The organism is Kosakonia sp. (assembly GCF_032104925.1).
Taxonomy (GTDB): Bacteria; Pseudomonadota; Gammaproteobacteria; order Enterobacterales; family Enterobacteriaceae; genus Kosakonia.
In genome coordinates this window covers 169,600-186,675 of sequence record NZ_DAMCGF010000003.1, presented here as the reverse complement: position 1 = coordinate 186,675, position 17,076 = coordinate 169,600, and the positions used below count along the sequence as shown (strand labels likewise).

The following is a 17,076-nucleotide window of genomic DNA, read 5'->3' as shown; positions in this document are numbered from 1 at the left end:
TTCAGGGAGCCCGTGTGCGGCAGAACCGTGTCGTAAAACAGCCCAGGTCGTTTAAACAACTGCAGCGCTATTTTGTTCCGGCTCAGGTGGTCAACCTTTGCTTTGTGATCGTGATGGTGTGCTCGACGATCCTGACGTGGCGTGAAGTCATTGTGCTGCAGGGGGCTTATGTCGCCAGTCAGCGTAGCGCGCTGGAAAACGTCAGTAATGCGCTGGATATGCAGTTTCAGGTCGGTGTGGACCGGTTGCTCTTTTTCCGAAATGGGATGCAGGCCGCCCTGCAAACGCCGTTGGGATTTGAAGCGTTAAATTCCGTGCAGGGCGAGTTTGATCGTAAACGTGCCTTACCGTACTGGCAGATTGGGCTGGATAACAGCCGGACGCTGCCCATTTACGGCGTTTCCGATGCTTTGGTTGAACAGAGCGAGCTGCTGCGTCGCGACGAGGAGCTGTTGCACAACGAACTCACGGCGGCAATGGAACTTGGCTACCTGTTTCGCCTCTCCTCTGAGGCCTCTATGTTGCCGCGTCAGGCTTATTATTTCTCACGTGCGGGCTTTTTCCTCTCCACGCGCGCTGTTGAGCATGAGCAGGACATTATTTCTACCTATTACCGCTTATTAACGCGCCCCTGGTTTAGCAGCCAACAGCTGCAGAAAAACCGCGCGCGTGGGGTTCGCTGGTTCACTTTTTTTACCAACTCAGAAAGCAACAGCTTTGTTGCCGCCAGTGTGCCGCTTGATTATGAATACTATTGGTACGGTGTACTGGTCATGAGTTTCCCGTTGAGTGCGATTAAGCCGTTACTGGTTGGCGTACAACTCCAGCAGGATGGCGGGGAGTATCAGCTTTACGATAACCATTTCCGGCTGCTGACCAGTACGCAACCGCAACAAAATGCCAGCGGCGAGTTTAATCAGGATGAGATCGCTAGGCTACAAGCAGACATGACACGCGATACCGTCGGTGGCCTGCATCTGGGCACCCGTTATGTGAGCTGGCAAAAACTTAAACATTTTGGCGGCGTGCTGGTGCGCATTCACTCTTTGCAGGAAGGCCTCGCCGGGGATTTCGGGCGTATCAGCATTGCGCTCTCGCTGTTGTGGGTGTTGTTTACCGGCATGCTGCTTTTTTCCTGGGTGGTCATCCGCAGAATGGTGACCAACTTGTATAGCATGCAACACACGCTGCAATGGCAGGCGTGGTTCGACCCGCTGACGCGCCTTTATAATCGGGGCTCGTTTTTTGAGCAGGCGAAAGTGTTATCTGAAGAAGCGCGGGTTCAGCGACGGCCTTTCTCGATCATTCAGCTTGATATTGACCATTTTAAGGGCGTCAATGACCAGTTCGGTCATCAGGCTGGTGATTTGGTACTATCCCACGCCGCCGGGCTTATCAGCAGTTCCCTCAGAGAGCAGGATGTTGCCGGGCGCGTCGGCGGCGAGGAGTTCTGTATTTTATTACCGGACAGCACACTTGAGCAGGCGGTACAGGTTGCCGAGCACATCCGTTCGCGCATTGAAAGTAAAGAGATCCTGATCCACAAGCGTACGACATTGCGCATCACGGTTTCCCTCGGCGTCTGCGATGCGCAGGAAAACGGCAATTACGATTTTGAATATCTGCAATCCGTCGCCGATAGCCGCTTATACCGGGCGAAAAACAGTGGTCGCAATCAGGTCTGTTCAGTGGATGTGATGCCAAAGAGGTGATCCAGACCTTCACGCCAGCCCGCAGCTCCCTCTTGTTGCGTGTGATAAACCCGTGGCGGGCTATCCTGACGCAGCGTTACTCCCTGACGATTAAGGCCTTTTACCACCACGGCGTAGTCAACGTTATCAAGTAGCGGCGCATCGTTTGGCCCGTCACCCAGCCCGACCGTGACAGCGCGTTTACCCCGGTAATGGCGATATTGCCGGGTCAGCCAGTTTACGGCCTGATCTTTTCCGCCGCGCTCATCCAGCACATGCCAGAAACGGGCTCCCTGAACAACACGTAAGCCCAGTTGCGCCAGCGCATCATCAAAGGCGGCCATGTGTTCATCGCTGTCGCGCCAGATCAGGGTTTCAGAGGCTTCCTGCAACTTAGCGAGAGTAGCCTGCGCAGGCGTAAGGCCTGTTAACTCTGCCAGCACATGTTCATCCAGCTCTGTAAAGGTTGTGAATTTCCAGCCATTGCTCAGGCGTAATTGAGTCAGCACACGGGCGATTTCCGCATGGGGGGAACCCGTAATAATCCTTGGGTAGTCGTCATGATCTTGCCAGTGTTCATCTAACTGAATCACCGCGCCGTTTTCGGCAATAAAAGGCAGACCTTGCAGTTGCAGCATGTTTTGCACAGCGATCATTTCTGCCGCGGTTTTGCTGCTACAGAGGATCACTGGTATCTGGCGCTGGCGCAGGCGCGCAAGCCACCCGGCAGCGGGTTGCCATTCACCGGTGTGGCTATCCAGCAGCGTTCCTTCTATGTCAGAAAAGATCAGTAACGGGTCGTCCAGGCTCGGCATAGTGAGCTCCTTTGGCAGTATGAGTCGGGAGACTTTTGTCGCGCATTGTATGCAGTAGAATACAGATGTATCTGCTAATTCATTGATTTATAGTTATTTCTTGTCATGTGGACGTTTTATCTATAAAGTTGTCCCCACATCAGATTCCCTGGTGTACGAATTTTAAGTGCTTCTTGCGAGAGCAAGTTTGTCCCGGCCGTTTCGGCGGCCGGGATGTTTTCTTCAGCGATTCGCCTCCGTAATACTGAAGTCATGCACGTCCAGTTCAAATGCTTCCGCCAGTTCCCGCCAGGTATGATATTCCCGACCATCCACGCTCACGCGCTGGCCATCTTCGTCGTCGACACGATGCACTTCGCTTTCGCTGATTTCGTTAATCGCAGCCAGCAGGGCATCAACATCGATATGCACGTCCCGCTTTGCGGTCTCGCTGTACTCTTTGACTGTTTTCACGCCGTCACCTCCTTCATAAATGCAGTGTTAAGTATAGTCGGTAGAAAAAATCGCCAGCTAAACGCAGGCACGCTGTCAGGGCTGCGGTTTTGTTCTACACTGGCGTAAATGCGAGAGGAGGGTACTTATGAAAGTTAACGATCGGGTTACGGTCAAAACGGACGGGGGTCCACGCCGTCCGGGGGTGGTATTGGCTGTCGAAGCGTTTAATGAAGGTACGATGTACCTGGTCTCACTGGAAGATTACCCGCTCGGGATTTGGTTCTTTAATGAAAAAGACCACCCGGACGGCGTATTTGTAGAACGTGCAGATTAATATTTCGCCCTCCGCCTGGAGGGTGAATAAATAAAAAATATCCTCAACGCATATTAACAAATATACCGGTGGTAACATTATCTGTTAGCCGCACTACATGATATATAACCTGCTTATTATGCGTTTTAATTTTTCTTTTAATATTACCCTTATGTGATGATACCGTTTTCGCTTTAATATTCATCTGATCGGAGATTTGAATCGTATCCTGCCCGGACATCCACATTCTCAACATGCTTGACTCGGTACGACTTAGTGAAAGTGTTGGTAAGTTAATGGTCCCAACGCTTTTTTTCTCTTTGTTGAGACAATCTCCCAGAATATTATCCAGCGACTCAGGCTTGATTGATTTAGAACTAATCAATAAGTTTTTTCGAACCAAAAGATATTCATCAAAGTGGATATTGGCGATAGCCATAAACACAATAAAAAGTGTACGGGGATGCTGATTAATGACTTGCTTAATGTGTTGACTGCTGCTTGGGTCATGAATAAAGCAGTCCTCATTAATAAACACCACGGTTGGCTGGAGTGTGGCGCAAGCTGATTCGAGTTCATCAACAGTCTGGATGTCGTTGATATCTCGCTTTTTAACCCCCCGGCTTGTCAGATACCCTGTTAATCCCAACCGGGTATAACTGCATAAATCCATAATAATCGTTGACATGGCATACCCTCACTCAATGCGTAACGATAATTCACCACCCGCCAGAAGCTTCAGAAGCCATACAGGAAAAACTTATATTACTGAAGTACGACGCGAAACTTCAGGCGAACCCACTATCCCGTAAAGTTAGGTATAATTTGCCAGGAATCATCTTAAAGTAAAGTAAATGTTGCGTTATGTGAGAAGGCTAAAAACAAATAAGCCGCGCCAGATATATGGTGGGGGATGTTTTTCAAATTTAACTTTAGGAATATCCTCAGAAAGGCATTACTAAAGTCAGGGATTACTATTCTGTGGAAGTTCGCTAACAATATCAGCTAACAGATTGAAAATCTCACTGAATAATCGCTCACAATAAGGGGCGATTAACGGCATCATTGCTGCCATCAGTAAAATCCCAACGCTTAACGTAACGGGAAAACCAATCACGAACACCGACAATTGCGGTGCCATGCGGTTCAGTAAACCAAGGGAAAGGTTAATGGTCAGCAGCAATGTGATAACCGGTAACGCCAGCATCAACCCATTGAGGAAGATCATGCCTGCTGCACGCGTCAGCGCCAGATACGCATTGCTGTTTACCGGGTTACCGCCAATCGGCAGGGTGTGGAAGGTATCGACCAGCATTGAGATTAACCACAAATGCCCGTTAAACGTGAGGAACAGCAGCAGGGCCAGCATATCGAGGATGCGCGCCAGCACCGGCATGTTTAAGTGGCTGGTGGGGTCGACAAAGGTGGCGAAGGAGAGGCCCATTTGCAGGCCAATCAGCTCACCGGCGGTACGAATAGTCGCAAAGGCGAACTGCATCGTAAAACCGAGCGCGACGCCAATCAGGATCTGCTGTAGCGCCAGCCAAAGCGCCGCCGGGGCGAATACCGGTACATCCGGCGTTGGCGGCAAGGTGGGGGCGATAACGATGGTAATCACAATCCCCAGCCCCACTTTTATCCGGCGCGGAATACGCGATTCGCTGAGGATCGGCGCGGTCATAATTAACGCCATCACGCGCAGCAGTGGCCAGAAATACATACTGATCCAATGCAGCCACTGATCGCTGGTGACGTTCAACATAAGTCGGCTTACCCGATGATATAAGGAATGTTGTTGAACAGGGTGCGCATGTAATCAAGCAGTAAATTCAGCATCCACGGCCCGGCAACCACAATCGTGACAAACACGGCGATGATTTTCGGGATAAAGGAGAGCGTCATTTCGTTGATCTGTGTCGCCGCCTGCAAAATACTGATAACCAGGCCCGTGACCAGCGCAACCAGCAGCAGTGGGGCAGCGAGCGCGAGTGCGACTTTCATCGCCTCGGTGCCCATCATCATGACCGATTCTGGTGTCATGGCTTACTCCTAACTGTAAAAGCTCTGGGCGAGCGAGCTGACCAGTAACTGCCAGCCATCCACCAGCACGAACAGCATCAATTTGAACGGCAGGGCAATGGTTGCGGGCGGTACCATCATCATCCCGAGCGCCATCAGGACGCTGGCGATCACCAGATCGATAATCAGGAACGGAATAAAGATTGTAAAACCAATCTGAAACGCGGTTTTCAGCTCGCTGGTGACATAAGCGGGCAACAGAATACGCATTGATACGGCTTCCGGCCCCTGAATCGGCGGGCTATTAGAGAGACGGGCAAACAGCGCCAAATCGGCTTCGCGCGTCTGGCGCAGCATAAATTCGCGCAGCGGTTGCGCGCCGCGTTCCAGCGCCACATCGACGGAGATTTTATTCTCGCTAAACGGCTGATAGGCGTCGGTATAAATCTTGTCGATCACCGGCGACATAATAAAAAAGGTCAAAAACAGCGCCAGCCCAAGCAGCACCTGGTTCGGCGGCGCAGACGGTGTTCCCAGCGCGTTTCGCAGCAGGCCGAACACAATGATGATGCGGGTAAAGCTGGTCATCATCAGCAAAATGGCGGGCAGGAAGGTGAGCGAGGTAATAAATACCAGCGTCTGCACAGGCAGCGACCAGCTCTGGCCGCCACCGGCTATCGGCTGGCTAATCAAACCCGGAAGTTGTGCAAATGCCGCAGGGGCAACCAGCCATAATCCGGCCAGTGCAAAAGAAAACAAACGGCGCATCAGGATCTCCCGGAACGCTTAAGCAAATTCTTCATCACGGTCTGGAAATCCACATTTTTCACGTTCACGTCTTCACTTTCTGCGGGTGCGGGAGGAAGTTTGTGCAACAGATTGATGTTGGTGGGCGTAACGCCCAGCACCAGACGTGCATCCTCAACATCCACGATCACCACGCGTTCACGCGGGCCAACCGTGGTGCTGGCGGTCACTTTTAAACCCCGGCCGCTGGCGGTTTTGCCACCGAGGCCAAGGCGTTTGGCGAGCCACGCGATAATCAGAATTAACGCGATCATGCCAAACAGCGCGCCACTGACCTGCAACAGTGGCGAACCGGAAAGGGCAGACGGTTGGGAAACCGTGGCCTGTGTTTTCATGCTCGACTCAGCGGCTCAAACGACGCATACGCTCGGAAGGGGTGATGATATCGGTGATACGTACGCCGTATTTATCCGCAACGACCACCACTTCACCCTGAGCAATCAGATAACCGTTGATCAGGATATCCAGCGGTTCGCCCGCCAGCCCGTCAAGTGCCACCACGGAACCCTGCGTCAAACGCAGCAGCTCTTTAATTGTCATACGCGTACGACCCAGTTCCACGGTCAGTTTGACCGGGATATCCATAATCAGGTCGATATCCTGGAGAGTGCCGCCAACATCACCACCGCCGAGCTGCTGAAACACGGCATCGGCCGCGCTTTTCGTCGCGGGAGTGGTTTTTTGTTCGTTCAACGCGTCAGCCCACAGATCGTCCAGTGCTCCGCTGTTCTCATCGGACGGATTGTTCATATCACTCATTTGGGCTGTTCCTCATTCAGCGAATTCAAAATCGGGTTTATCAAGTGCTCTACACGTAACGCATATTGTCCGTTGACCGTACCATACTGGCTCGTTAGCACCGGTACGCCGTCCACATGAGCGATAATGCGATCGGGTTTATCAATCGGCAGCACATCGCCGGGTTGGAGCTTAAGTATCTGCGACAGGCGCAGGGGAATATCCGCGAAATTGGCAATCAAATTCAGTTCAGAGTGCTGAACCTGACGCACCAGGTTGTCACGCCAGTTCTGGTCTTCACTGCGTGAGTTTTCCAGCGGCGGGTTGACCAGCATTTCGCGCAGCGGTTCTATCATGCTGAAAGGCAGACAGATATTGAACTCACCCGTCAGGTTGCCGATCTCAACATGGAACGGCGTATTGACGACGATATCGTTCGGCGATGTCGTAATGTTAGTAAATTTGACCTGCATTTCCGAACGCACATACTCCACGTCCAGCGGGTTAATCGCCTTCCACGCATCGCTATAGGCTTCGAGCGCCAGCTTCAGCATGCGGTTAATGACGCGCTGTTCAGTGTGCGTAAATTCACGGCCTTCCACTTTCGTTGGAAAACGCCCGTCGCCACCGAACAAGTTATCCACGGCGATAAACACCAGGCTTGGCGAGAAAACAAACAGGCCGGTGCCGCGCAGGGGTTTCAGGTGGATCAAGTTAAGGTTGGTCGGAACGGGTAAGTTACGCGCAAACTCGTGATAGGGCTGAATGCGGATCGCGCCAACGGTGATATCCGGGCTACGACGCAGCAAGTTAAACAACCCCATACGGAACTGACGCGCAAAACGCTCGTTGATGATCTCCAGCGCTTGCAGACGCTCACGCACCACGCGGCGCTGGGTATTGGGGTCATAGGGGCGAATATCGCTATCGCCACCCATACCCGGTTGCGGATCATCGCTCTTATCGCTGTCTCCGTTGAGCAGCGCATCGATTTCGGCCTGAGAAAGAATGCTATCGCCCATGTCTTTACCGCAAAATGAAAGCTGTATAAAGAACGTCAGTGACTTCCTGCTTCGGCTGTCCTGGCACTAACGGCGTTGCGATCGTCTCTTTAATCGCGGTAGCAAGGTTCTGCTTGCCTTCGTTGGTTGCAAGCTGTGCTGCGTCCTGACGTGAGAACAACATCAACAAGCGGCTGCGTACTTCCGGCAGATATTCGCTAAGTCTGGCGCGCGTAGCGTCATCTTTCAGACGCAGTGTGATACCGACATACAACACACGGTCAGCATCGCCCAGATTCACTGTGAAGGTGTCGAGAGCGAAGAAAACCGGCGCTGGCGGAGGAGGCGCTTCCACTTTTGCGCTAGCCGCAGGTTTCTGTTGCATACGCCAGTAACTATAGCCAGCGGTGGCGCAAGCTGCGAGTGTGATTAACACCAGCAGCGGGATCCAGATAGAGCGCTTACGTTTTTTGTTAATAGCGGAGTCAGTCATCTGTTACGGGCTTCCTGTTAGTACTGCTTATGAGCTGATTATCCCGTGTCCTGCTCCCGTCAAAGCGCGGAAAAGACGGGGATAATCATGCTACCTCTGGCGTTTAGGCAAAGATGTCGACTGCGCCGTTACCGCGAGCCGCAGATTGCAGGCTTGCCGGGGCGACTAACGCGTCGCCATCATCCGCGCCAAACAGATCGCCTGCGCCCGAACGTGAAGCCTGTTGCTGCTGTTGAGAGGCCTGCTGTTGCTGCTGCTGACCGGCAAAAGACTCGCTGCTGATATTGCTCTGACCCAGCTGAATGCCGTTTTCTGCAAGCGAGGTACGCAACATCGGCAGCGCCGCTTCCAGTGCCTGGCGAACATGGCTGTGCGCTGAAACCATCTGCAGCTGCGCCTGGTTATCTTCAAGCTTAATAGAAATCTGAACCTGACCCAGATCTTCCGGATGCAGACGCAGCTCCGCGCTCTGCTGGCCCTGGCGGGTAAAGAGCGTGACATGCTGGCTGATATTCTGCTGCCACTCATGGCTGCCCAGCGGTGCGCTGATCACCGGTGCGGCGACAGGCGTGCTGGCCTGGGCGGCACTGGCGGTAGTCGTCACCGGTGCGATGCTGGCCGTGGTATTGGTGGTTTGCAGCGCGTTGTCATTATCTTTCTTCACCGCCGCAGAAGAAGAGGCGAGCACCGCCGTCTGCTGGGCATCATCCGCTACATGGAACGGCGTGGTGCTGGCAGGGCTGTCATTTTTCGCGCTGCCGCGCGGTAAATCGGTATCTGTCGTCAGTGAACTGGTATTCAGTGCGCGGTTTGCTGCTTTGGCCACATCAATACCGTTTGTCGCGGTAGCCGGTTGGGCGCTGGCGTTGTTTAACTGCGCAGCTTGTTGATGCGGCAGCATCGCCATCAGCGCGCTTAAACCAGCCAGCTCTTCATCATTTAAATCGGTTTTGTTTTCGCTGTCAGTGGCTTTAGCCGTTTTGCTTAACGCGGCCAGCACATCGGTTTTCGCCGCAGGTGTAAGGCCAGAAAACAGTTTTTGCACGTCAGCGTCGCTTGCCGCTGAAGCAATCACATCGCTTTTCGCGCTCTGGCGCGCCAGCAGTTCCGCCAGTTTTTGCGCCGGTGTTTGTGCCTGCGTCTCTTCGCCGGTAGCTGCGGTTGCCGCCAGGTTGCCTTTCGCCAGCTTGCCGCTCAGGGCGGCTGCCTGCAGATCGGCAAGCGTAATCGGCGCATCGCTCTCCTGTCCCTGGCCGCCGGTCATTGCACCCGTCAGCAGAGCGAGGAAGTCTTGTGCAGAATCGCCGCCGCTTTTGCCGGCTTGTACACCGGTGGTGGCATCGGATTCTGTCATTAACAGTTTTGACAAGTTGATCATTCTATTTTCCTCAGGGACGCGCGCTGTGCAAATTCATCCATTTTTTTCTGATCGAGACGGTTTTCCGCCAGTAACGCCGCGGCGCTTTGTCGGTCCTGCAAGGTTTGCCAGGCTTGTAAACGTTGTTTCTTTTCACGCCAGCTACCCAGGGCACTATCGACTTTTTCATTCCACTGCGCTAACTGCTGACGGTGCTGCTCAATCGCTTTTTCCAGCGTCTGAATAAATTGCTGATAATTCTGCCAGCGTTGGTTATCAATCCCCTGGCTCATGTTGTTATTCAGACTGCTGCGATACTCATGCTGATATTCAATCAGCATTTTTAATTGCTCTTCCGCTTGCTGGCAGCCGCGACGCATCTCACCCAGTTTCAATGCGGCGTCGTCAACTTCTTTCTCTGCCAAATCCTTTAGCGTCGTTAATGCGCTGTTTTGCGTCATAAGTCAGCTCTCCACTACCTTAGACTGTCGGGAAGATCAGCTCTAATGCCTGCATTGAATCTTCCCACCCGGCACGTTCAAAAATGCCCTGCTGCAGGAAGGCTTCCAGGTGTGGCCACAATGCGATGGCTTTATCCAGCATTGGGTCGCTACCGCGCGCATACGCGCCAACGCTAACCAGATCGCGGTTACGCTGGAAGCTCGACAGCAACTGCTTAAAGTTCCGGACTCTGGCGTAATGTTGTTCCGTAATTAACGCTGTCATCGCACGGCTGATAGAGGCTTCAATGTCAATGGCCGGGTAGTGACCGGCTTCCGCCAGGCGGCGGGACAAGACAATGTGCCCATCAAGAATGGCTCGTGCGGAGTCAGCGATCGGATCCTGCTGGTCATCCCCTTCGGTCAGAACGGTATAAAACGCGGTGATCGAACCACCGCCGTGAATACCGTTCCCCGCGCGTTCCACCAGCGCCGGTAATTTGGCGAAGACAGAAGGGGGATAACCTTTCGTCGCTGGCGGTTCGCCAATTGCCAGCGCGATTTCACGCTGCGCCATGGCATAACGCGTCAGGGAGTCCATGATCAGAAGCACATGCTGACCGCGGTCGCGGAAATCTTCAGCAATGCGCGTCGCGTACGCAGCGCCCTGCATACGCAATAAAGGAGAAACGTCTGCCGGGGCGGCAATCACCACCGAACGTGCGCGGCCTTCTGCGCCAAGGATGTTCTCGATAAAATCTTTTACTTCGCGGCCACGTTCACCAATCAGCCCGACGACAATAACGTCGGCCTGGGTATAACGGGCCATCATGCCTAACAGCACGCTTTTACCGACGCCGGAACCGGCGAACAGCCCCATACGCTGACCACGACCGACGGTCAGCAGGGCGTTAATGGCGCGTACGCCGGTATCCAGCACATGCTCAATCGGCGTACGTTGTAAGGGGTTAAACGGCTGCGTGACCAGTGCGCCGGTCTCACCGGTTTCCGGTGCAGGCAGACCGTCGAGCGGCTTGCCGCCGCCATCCAGCACGCGGCCAAGCAGGGCAGGGCCGAGCGGCAGCTGTTTACCGCTTTGCAAACCATCACCTAACACGCTGCGGGCATAAACGCGCGCGCCAGGCAAAATACCTTCAACTTCTTCCAGCGGCATTAAAAACAGGCGCTGGCCGTTGAAGCCAACCACTTCGCATTCGACTTCGCGCGTTTCGACACCGTCCTGACGCTCAATAATGCAGGTCGCGCCCAGCGGCAGCTGCAGACCGGTGGCTTCCAGCACCAGCCCGGTCGCGCGGGTCAGCCGACCATAACGGCGCACAGCGGGCAGCTGCGCCATTTTGACTTCAAAGTTATCCAGCGTCGTTAGCCAGCGGGTCAAACGTGCGGTCATTAAACTACTCCCGGCGCCGCCAGACGGCACAGTTCCTGCCAGCGTGTTGCTACGCTGGCGTCGAGATCGCCTTCATCGGCGGACACTTTGCACCCGCCCGGATGCAGGGTCGGGTCGCCACGCAAACGCCAGCCGTGCAGGCTGAGGGTTGCGCCAAGCATCTCTTCCACGCGCTGCAAATCGTCCGGATGCACGCGCAATTGCGGTTTCCCGCTGAACAGCGGCTCCTGCTGGATTAAATGCTGGATCTGCTTGATCAGCGCGCTGTTATCAACAACCGGCACCTGGCCTAACACCTGGCGCGCGGCTTCCAGCGCCATCTGCATCAGACGAGAGGCGATAACACTGTCCAGCGCATCCAGCGTGTACTGGAATTCGCTGACCAGCTGCTGCATACGCGCATGGATTGGCGCCTGTTGCTGGCGCGCCTGGTTGAGACCATCTTCGCGCCCCTGCGCCAGACCTTCCTGGTAGCCGACGTCGTGACCCGCTTTGCGGCCTTCCGCCAGACCGGCGTTATACCCGGCGTCGTGCGCCTGCATCTGGATCTGCGCTAACTGCTGCTGCAGCTTTTGCTCTTCTGATATCTCATCTTCTTCGCCGTCCGCTTCAGCGGTTGGCGACGACTCTTTCGTCAGCAGGGGAGCGAACTCGGCGGCCAGCGGGAGGGCCAGATCGTCCGGCTTCCAGACTTTCCACGGCAATTCATTAGACATAGGTATCCTCGCCGCTGCCAATTACCATCTCGCCGGTCTCCGCCAGACGGCGAACGATGAGCAGGATGGCTTTCTGTTCGTTTTCCACCTGAGACAGACGCACCGGCCCACGGTTGGCCAGGTCGTCGCGCAGAATATCTGCCGCACGTTGCGACATGTTGCGCAGGAACTTCTCGCGCAGCGGTTGCTCGGCGCCTTTGAGGGCAACCAGCAGGGATTCGGAATCCACTTCCTGCAGCAGGCGCTGGATGCTGCGGTCGTCCACATCCACCAGGTTTTCGAACAGGAACATCTCGTCGATAATTTTCTGCGCCAGCTCGCCGTCGAACTCGCGAACGGCGGTAATAACGGCTTCTTCCTGCTGCGTTTTCATCAGGTTGATGATTTCCGCCGCGGTTCTCACGCCGCCCATTTTGCTGCGCTTGAGGTTCTGGCCGTCGAGCAGGTTGTTCAGCACTTCGGTCAGTTCCGCCAGTGCGGCAGGCTGTACGCCGCCGAAGGTGGCGATACGCAGCATCACATCGTGGCGCATACGCTCATCAAACAGCGCAAGGATATCCGCCGCCTGAGAACGTTTAAGGTGCACAAGGATAGTGGCGATGATCTGCGGGTGTTCGTCGCGGATAAGGTCGGCGGCGCTCTGCGGCTCCATAAAGTTGAGCGTTTCGATGCCGCTGGTGGTATCGCGCGTTTCGAGGATATCTTCCAGCAGGCTGGAGGCACGCTCTTCGCCGAGGGCTTTGACCAGTACCGAACGCAGGTAATCGTTGGCGTTGATGTTCAGCGCCGCGAATTGTTCCGCTTCGTTCTCGAACTCCTGCAATACGTCCATCAGCTGTTTGTTGGAGATCTGACGTACGCTGGCCATCGCGGTACTCAAGTGCTGGACTTCGCGGGCGGAGAGGTGTTTGAACACCTCAGCCGCGCGATCTTCGCCAATGGTCATCAGCAGGATGACGCTTTTGTCCGTTCCGGAAAGATTATTGCTCATGTTCGTTACTCATCCACTGGCGAATGACCAGCGCCACGACGCGCGGATCGTTATCTGACATTTCGCGAATACGCTGGCTCATCACCTCGGCGCTCAGGCGCTGGTTAGAGCGACGCTGCTGGTTCTGTTCGTCTTTGCTGAGGCGAACTTCCACCGATTCTTCGATTTCCGCTTTGGCTTGTTGCGCTTCCTGCAAGGCTTTCGCCTCTTCCTGGCGGCGTACCAGCTGCGGACGTACGGCTTTACGCCACAGCAGCCACGCCACGATGAGCACCAGCAACCAGCGACCTGCGGACATCAGCTGATCGATAAACGACTGCTGTTGCCAGAACGGGAGCTGACCACCAACATCATCCGTTGCGTTGAACGGCGAGTTGACGACGTTCAGGGTGTCACCGCGTTTCTCGGTGTAACCCATCGCTTCGCGAGTCAAATCTTCAATCTGTTTAATCTGGTCGGCTGTCAGCGCGGCGGTTTTGCCACCCGGCAGCGAACGATAGTTGACCACCACCGCAACAGAGAGGCGCTCGATATCGCCGACATTCATTTTGGTGTGGCGGATCGTACGGTCGACTTCGTAGTTATTGGTTTCGTTATGCGTGGTGTTACGCGGCCCGGTGGTGGTGGTGTTAGCCGTGCTCGTGCCTTGCTGGCCCTGCGCATTTTGATTCTGCTGACCGTTCTGCTGATTAGCCGGTGTGGTAATCGGCGCGGTATTCGCCGGAGCAGGCTGGTTCGACAGCGCACCCGGAACGCCGCCAGGATACTGGCCGCCAATCTGCTCGCTGCTATTTACCTGACGTGAACGCAGCACAGCCTGTGACGGATCGCCGCCGTTTGGCGTGTATTGCTCTTCCGTCTGCTCTTTATTCGCAAAATCGAGTTTCGCCGTTACCTGCGCGTGAACGTTGCCGTTACCCACGATAGGGCCAAGGATCGCTTCGATACGGCGCTGGATACGGCCTTCAACGTCGGCGGTGTATTTCAGTTGTGCATCATTCAGGTCACGACCGGCAACGCCGGATTGGGTCAGCAGACGACCGCCCTGATCGACAACGGTCACGTTGCCCGGCGGTAAACCTGCCACCGCGCTGGAAACGAGGTGTACGACGGCGCTGATCTGGCCATCATCCAGCGCGCGTCCCGGTTGCAAGTTCACCGTCACGGATGCGGAAGGGGCTTTCTGCTCGCGCACGAACAGCGACGGTTTTGGCATCGCGAGGTGAACGCGGGCGCCTTTTACCGGACCGAGTGCTTCGATGGTGCGTGCCAGTTCGCCTTCCAGCGCACGCTGGTAGTTCACTTGTTCGCTAAACTGGCTGATACCAAATTTTTCCTGATCCAGCAGTTCAAAACCGACAGCGCCGCCTTTCGGCAGACCCTGTTGAGCCAGTTTCAGGCGCAGCTCCTGGACTTTATCGGCGGGAACTTCAATAGCACCGCTACCGTCAGCAAAGCGGTAGGGGACGTTCATCTGCGTCAATTGGGTGACGATAGCGCCGCCGTCCTGATCGGACAGGTTGCTATAAAGCGTGCGGTAGTCCGGGCTTTTCGCCCACAGTACCATAGCAACAACAATGGCAACCGCTGCTGCAGCGGCCACCATAAGAGGAATTTTGGGGTTCGCGCGTAAGCGGTTAAGCCACTCAAGAGATTTATTCTGCGGTGCAGTTGTTGCAGTCGCACTCATTGCGCACCTCGTAACTCTGGGTGGATGTTGTTATTTGAGTTGAGAAACAAAACAGACTCCCGGGTCGGCAAACTCGACAAATGTCCATTAACTGGCAGTGTCATTATTTGATGAATCCGAATTTTCTATGCCTCAAATAACCTGGTTTTTTATCGCTATTTACCGCCATTATCCCATTGACAAGCTGTTAACCTTGTCAGGTATCAAACCATCCGGGGATTTACCATGGCTATACAGGGCATTGAAAGCGTCGTCAGTCAGCTGCAGGCAACTGCCGGGATTGCGCGTAATCAGAGCGTGGAAAGTGAACCGTCTATCAGCTTCGCCGGGCAACTGCATGCTGCGCTGGATCGCATTAGCGACACGCAAAACGCAGCGCGTACCCAGGCGGAAAAATTTACACTCGGTGAGCCGGGCGTAGCGCTGAACGACGTGATGACCGATTTGCAGAAATCATCGATTTCGTTGCAGATGGGCATTCAGGTACGTAACAAACTGGTTTCTGCATACCAGGACATTATGAACATGCAGGTGTGACCAACCTAAGATACTGTTGCATAACAGTATTACAGATTGGATCCTACTGCCTGGGGCATGGGTGGGGCAAACGCTGACAATTTCTGGTTCAGAATTGCGATCTGATCCAGATTGTTGTCGGCCATCCATTTCCCATAAACTTTGTAAACCATCTGGGCGTCGGCATGTCCCATCTGGTTGGCTATGAAGTTAGGGTTAGCTCCGGCAGATAAAGACCAGCATGCATAAGTGTGTCGGGACTGGTATGCATTCCTGTGCCGTAGTCCCGCTTTTTTTAGTGCATCCCCCCAGATCTGATTTATCGAACTTACGGAATAGTGATGACCACACTTACCGTTTATCGAACTGATTTGTGGATTGAACACAAACGTGCATTTATGCTTGACTGACCTTCCAAACTCTCTCGTCATAACATCAACTTCGTACTGCTTACCCAGCCTTGTCATTTCAGCCTGATTTCGCAAAATCTCTATGGCGGCATCAACAAGAAAAACCTTCCGATCTGTACCAGCTTCAGTTTTAGGAAATGTAAACTCGTTAGCCAAAGTATGATTTCTTGAAACCGTAACCACACCCTGTACGAGGTCTATATCCTCCCAGGCAAGAGATACCAACTCACCGTGTCGCAGCCCGGTATAAATAGCCAGAGACCACATGTTTTTGACCTGCTGATGCCGTAGCGCATCAATAAGCCTGTCGAATTCATCACGACTAAGCGGATCTGGCTCAGAACGTGATTTTTTAAGTGGCAACAGTCCATTGAACGGGCTTTCCTTTATATATCCACCATCAATTGCAAACTGAAACAGGCCATTTACCACGCCCATATAGTAATTGACCGTAGGGACAGATCGGCCTTTCACTGGCTTAGTATGCCCTTTCTTCAGTATCTGATAACCCGTCAGCAGTTCGCGCCGGAGGTTCAGCATATCCTCCTTCGTAAAGGATGATATAAACCTGTCTTTACCAAGGCGCGGAAGCATATTTCTCACAACTGACAGATACCTTCCGTGTGCATTCGCGCAGATTTCGACCTTCTTCAACTCAAGCCAGCGCTCTGCAATTTCCTGCACTGTTATATGAGTTATCTGCCGATCTGCAACGCCAAACTTTGAAAGGTTAGGGGAGTTTGGAAAATTTGCTGCGTAATTAAATCTCCCTGTTTTTATCTCAAAGCATACTGCCGACCGCAATTCTCCCGCCATCTTTCTGTTCTTTGGTGTATCTGTAACACCGAGATTCTCTCTGACCCTCCTCCCTTCGTAGATGAACCATATGCGTAGTGAACCGCCATGGTTTTCAACGCCTGTTGGGTATGTTTTATTCATTCACCCTCCTGACGCCCAAGAGCCTGACAAGAATAAACGGATTGTAATGACCGTGCACCTGGCTGTTTCTTTTTGAGGCTTTCAATCCACTGGTCAATAGCCTTACGGTTATACATGCATTCACTGTTCGGCTTCGGATCACCATCTGGAGCAACATGCAGGTATTCACGGCCAAGAAGCCATGACTTCTTACGTGCCACCTCTATCGTGCCGTGGCGCAGGCCGGTAATTTCAGTGAGCTTCTGCTCAGTCACCCATTCATTGGGGACAACGTAAGATTTTTCATTCATCCGG

At 53.8% G+C, this 17,076-nt stretch carries 21 protein-coding genes; 3 read left to right on the top strand and 18 right to left on the bottom strand.

Annotated elements, in window-relative coordinates; genetic code table 11:
* Positions 1-14: 14 nt before the first annotated feature.
* Positions 15-1,712 (top strand): cellulose biosynthesis regulator diguanylate cyclase DgcQ, encoded by a 1,698-nt coding sequence (gene dgcQ, locus RT644_RS07115; protein ID WP_313626259.1) that lies wholly within the window; start codon positions 15-17, stop codon positions 1,710-1,712.
* Here dgcQ and RT644_RS07110 read toward each other — a convergent pair.
* Together RT644_RS07110 and yodD are read right to left on the bottom strand one after the other, a co-directional pair.
* Complete coding sequence (locus tag RT644_RS07110; RefSeq protein ID WP_020454204.1) at positions 1,676-2,506, bottom strand: mannosyl-3-phosphoglycerate phosphatase-related protein; 831 nt, start codon at positions 2,504-2,506, stop codon at positions 1,676-1,678. The genes dgcQ and RT644_RS07110 overlap by 37 nt on opposite strands.
* 222 nt (positions 2,507-2,728) lie before the next feature.
* On the bottom strand, positions 2,729-2,959 hold the full coding sequence (yodD, locus tag RT644_RS07105; RefSeq protein WP_017458383.1) for a YodD family peroxide/acid resistance protein: 231 nt from the start codon (positions 2,957-2,959) through the stop codon (positions 2,729-2,731).
* A 127-nt stretch (positions 2,960-3,086) separates the two neighbouring features.
* Here yodD and dsrB point away from each other — a divergent pair, with 127 nt between their 5' ends.
* A complete protein-coding gene (dsrB, locus tag RT644_RS07100; protein ID WP_017458382.1) occupies positions 3,087-3,275 on the top strand; it encodes a protein DsrB in 189 nt (62 codons plus the stop codon).
* A 43-nt stretch (positions 3,276-3,318) separates the two neighbouring features.
* Here the strand turns inward: dsrB and rcsA are convergent, their stop codons facing one another.
* The 14 genes from rcsA to fliF form a co-directional block, all read right to left on the bottom strand.
* Positions 3,319-3,942: a transcriptional regulator RcsA gene (gene rcsA / locus RT644_RS07095; protein ID WP_020454203.1), complete on the bottom strand. Its 624-nt coding sequence runs from the start codon at positions 3,940-3,942 to the stop codon at positions 3,319-3,321.
* A gap of 276 nt (positions 3,943-4,218) precedes the next feature.
* The gene (gene fliR, locus RT644_RS07090) at positions 4,219-5,016 is read right to left on the bottom strand and encodes a flagellar biosynthetic protein FliR (RefSeq protein WP_017458380.1); all 798 of its coding nucleotides are present in this window, start codon (positions 5,014-5,016) and stop codon (positions 4,219-4,221) included.
* 8 nt (positions 5,017-5,024) lie between these two features.
* Positions 5,025-5,294: a flagellar biosynthesis protein FliQ gene (fliQ, locus tag RT644_RS07085; RefSeq protein ID WP_017458379.1), complete on the bottom strand. Its 270-nt coding sequence runs from the start codon at positions 5,292-5,294 to the stop codon at positions 5,025-5,027.
* A 9-nt stretch (positions 5,295-5,303) separates the two neighbouring features.
* Positions 5,304-6,041 carry a flagellar type III secretion system pore protein FliP gene (gene fliP, locus RT644_RS07080; protein WP_017458378.1) on the bottom strand — a complete coding sequence of 246 codons (738 nt, stop codon included), beginning with the start codon at positions 6,039-6,041 and terminating at the stop codon, positions 5,304-5,306.
* Complete coding sequence (gene fliO, locus RT644_RS07075) at positions 6,041-6,415, bottom strand: flagellar biosynthetic protein FliO (protein WP_017458377.1); 375 nt, start codon at positions 6,413-6,415, stop codon at positions 6,041-6,043. Before fliO ends, fliP begins: the two co-directional genes overlap by 1 nt.
* A gap of 7 nt (positions 6,416-6,422) precedes the next feature.
* The gene (gene fliN, locus RT644_RS07070) at positions 6,423-6,839 is read right to left on the bottom strand and encodes a flagellar motor switch protein FliN (protein WP_020454200.1); all 417 of its coding nucleotides are present in this window, start codon (positions 6,837-6,839) and stop codon (positions 6,423-6,425) included.
* A complete protein-coding gene (fliM, locus tag RT644_RS07065) occupies positions 6,836-7,840 on the bottom strand; it encodes a flagellar motor switch protein FliM (protein WP_020454199.1) in 1,005 nt (334 codons plus the stop codon). Before fliM ends, fliN begins: the two co-directional genes overlap by 4 nt.
* Before the next feature lie 4 nt (positions 7,841-7,844).
* On the bottom strand, positions 7,845-8,312 hold the full coding sequence (gene fliL, locus RT644_RS07060; RefSeq protein WP_020454198.1) for a flagellar basal body-associated protein FliL: 468 nt from the start codon (positions 8,310-8,312) through the stop codon (positions 7,845-7,847).
* Positions 8,313-8,415: 103 nt separating this feature from the next.
* Positions 8,416-9,690, bottom strand: a complete 1,275-nt coding sequence (fliK, locus tag RT644_RS07055) for a flagellar hook length control protein FliK (protein ID WP_313626258.1) — start codon at positions 9,688-9,690, stop codon at positions 8,416-8,418.
* Positions 9,687-10,130: a flagellar export protein FliJ gene (fliJ, locus tag RT644_RS07050; protein ID WP_017458372.1), complete on the bottom strand. Its 444-nt coding sequence runs from the start codon at positions 10,128-10,130 to the stop codon at positions 9,687-9,689. The genes fliK and fliJ overlap by 4 nt, the downstream gene beginning before the upstream one ends.
* A gap of 19 nt (positions 10,131-10,149) precedes the next feature.
* Complete coding sequence (gene fliI, locus RT644_RS07045) at positions 10,150-11,520, bottom strand: flagellar protein export ATPase FliI (protein ID WP_020454196.1); 1,371 nt, start codon at positions 11,518-11,520, stop codon at positions 10,150-10,152.
* A complete protein-coding gene (gene fliH, locus RT644_RS07040; protein WP_313626257.1) occupies positions 11,520-12,236 on the bottom strand; it encodes a flagellar assembly protein FliH in 717 nt (238 codons plus the stop codon). The genes fliI and fliH overlap by 1 nt, the downstream gene beginning before the upstream one ends.
* A complete protein-coding gene (fliG, locus tag RT644_RS07035) occupies positions 12,229-13,227 on the bottom strand; it encodes a flagellar motor switch protein FliG (RefSeq protein ID WP_020454194.1) in 999 nt (332 codons plus the stop codon). Before fliG ends, fliH begins: the two co-directional genes overlap by 8 nt.
* The gene (gene fliF, locus RT644_RS07030) at positions 13,217-14,917 is read right to left on the bottom strand and encodes a flagellar basal-body MS-ring/collar protein FliF (RefSeq protein WP_020454193.1); all 1,701 of its coding nucleotides are present in this window, start codon (positions 14,915-14,917) and stop codon (positions 13,217-13,219) included. Before fliF ends, fliG begins: the two co-directional genes overlap by 11 nt.
* 225 nt (positions 14,918-15,142) lie before the next feature.
* On the opposite strand from fliF, the gene fliE reads away from it, so the two are divergent.
* Positions 15,143-15,454 (top strand): flagellar hook-basal body complex protein FliE, encoded by a 312-nt coding sequence (gene fliE / locus RT644_RS07025; RefSeq protein WP_017458367.1) that lies wholly within the window; start codon positions 15,143-15,145, stop codon positions 15,452-15,454.
* 29 nt (positions 15,455-15,483) lie between these two features.
* On the opposite strand, the gene RT644_RS07020 is transcribed toward fliE, so the two are convergent.
* Together RT644_RS07020 and RT644_RS07015 are read right to left on the bottom strand one after the other, a co-directional pair.
* Positions 15,484-16,782, bottom strand: coding sequence for a site-specific integrase (locus RT644_RS07020; protein ID WP_313626256.1), 1,299 nt, complete (start codon positions 16,780-16,782; stop codon positions 15,484-15,486).
* Entirely contained in the window at positions 16,779-17,072 is a 294-nt protein-coding gene (locus tag RT644_RS07015) for an excisionase family protein (RefSeq protein WP_249881445.1), read from the bottom strand. The genes RT644_RS07020 and RT644_RS07015 overlap by 4 nt, the downstream gene beginning before the upstream one ends.
* Between the last annotated feature and the right edge of the window lie 4 nt (positions 17,073-17,076).

Excerpts from the sequence above, each read along its gene's own strand:
- RT644_RS07110 (WP_020454204.1), bottom strand. The coding sequence starts at position 2,506 with ATGCCGAGCCTGGACGACCCGTTACTGATCTTTTCTGACATAGAAGGA.
- dsrB (WP_017458382.1), top strand. The coding sequence starts at position 3,087 with ATGAAAGTTAACGATCGGGTTACGGTCAAAACGGACGGGGGTCCACGC.
- rcsA (WP_020454203.1), bottom strand. The coding sequence starts at position 3,942 with ATGTCAACGATTATTATGGATTTATGCAGTTATACCCGGTTGGGATTA.
- fliR (WP_017458380.1), bottom strand. The coding sequence starts at position 5,016 with ATGTTGAACGTCACCAGCGATCAGTGGCTGCATTGGATCAGTATGTAT.
- fliQ (WP_017458379.1), bottom strand. The coding sequence starts at position 5,294 with ATGACACCAGAATCGGTCATGATGATGGGCACCGAGGCGATGAAAGTC.
- fliP (WP_017458378.1), bottom strand. The coding sequence starts at position 6,041 with ATGCGCCGTTTGTTTTCTTTTGCACTGGCCGGATTATGGCTGGTTGCC.
- fliO (WP_017458377.1), bottom strand. The coding sequence starts at position 6,415 with ATGAAAACACAGGCCACGGTTTCCCAACCGTCTGCCCTTTCCGGTTCG.
- fliN (WP_020454200.1), bottom strand. The coding sequence starts at position 6,839 with ATGAGTGATATGAACAATCCGTCCGATGAGAACAGCGGAGCACTGGAC.
- fliM (WP_020454199.1), bottom strand. The coding sequence starts at position 7,840 with ATGGGCGATAGCATTCTTTCTCAGGCCGAAATCGATGCGCTGCTCAAC.
- fliL (WP_020454198.1), bottom strand. The coding sequence starts at position 8,312 with ATGACTGACTCCGCTATTAACAAAAAACGTAAGCGCTCTATCTGGATC.
- fliK (WP_313626258.1), bottom strand. The coding sequence starts at position 9,690 with ATGATCAACTTGTCAAAACTGTTAATGACAGAATCCGATGCCACCACC.
- fliJ (WP_017458372.1), bottom strand. The coding sequence starts at position 10,130 with ATGACGCAAAACAGCGCATTAACGACGCTAAAGGATTTGGCAGAGAAA.
- fliI (WP_020454196.1), bottom strand. The coding sequence starts at position 11,520 with ATGACCGCACGTTTGACCCGCTGGCTAACGACGCTGGATAACTTTGAA.
- fliH (WP_313626257.1), bottom strand. The coding sequence starts at position 12,236 with ATGTCTAATGAATTGCCGTGGAAAGTCTGGAAGCCGGACGATCTGGCC.
- fliG (WP_020454194.1), bottom strand. The coding sequence starts at position 13,227 with ATGAGCAATAATCTTTCCGGAACGGACAAAAGCGTCATCCTGCTGATG.
- fliF (WP_020454193.1), bottom strand. The coding sequence starts at position 14,917 with ATGAGTGCGACTGCAACAACTGCACCGCAGAATAAATCTCTTGAGTGG.
- fliE (WP_017458367.1), top strand. The coding sequence starts at position 15,143 with ATGGCTATACAGGGCATTGAAAGCGTCGTCAGTCAGCTGCAGGCAACT.
- RT644_RS07020 (WP_313626256.1), bottom strand. The coding sequence starts at position 16,782 with ATGAATAAAACATACCCAACAGGCGTTGAAAACCATGGCGGTTCACTA.
- RT644_RS07015 (WP_249881445.1), bottom strand. The coding sequence starts at position 17,072 with ATGAATGAAAAATCTTACGTTGTCCCCAATGAATGGGTGACTGAGCAG.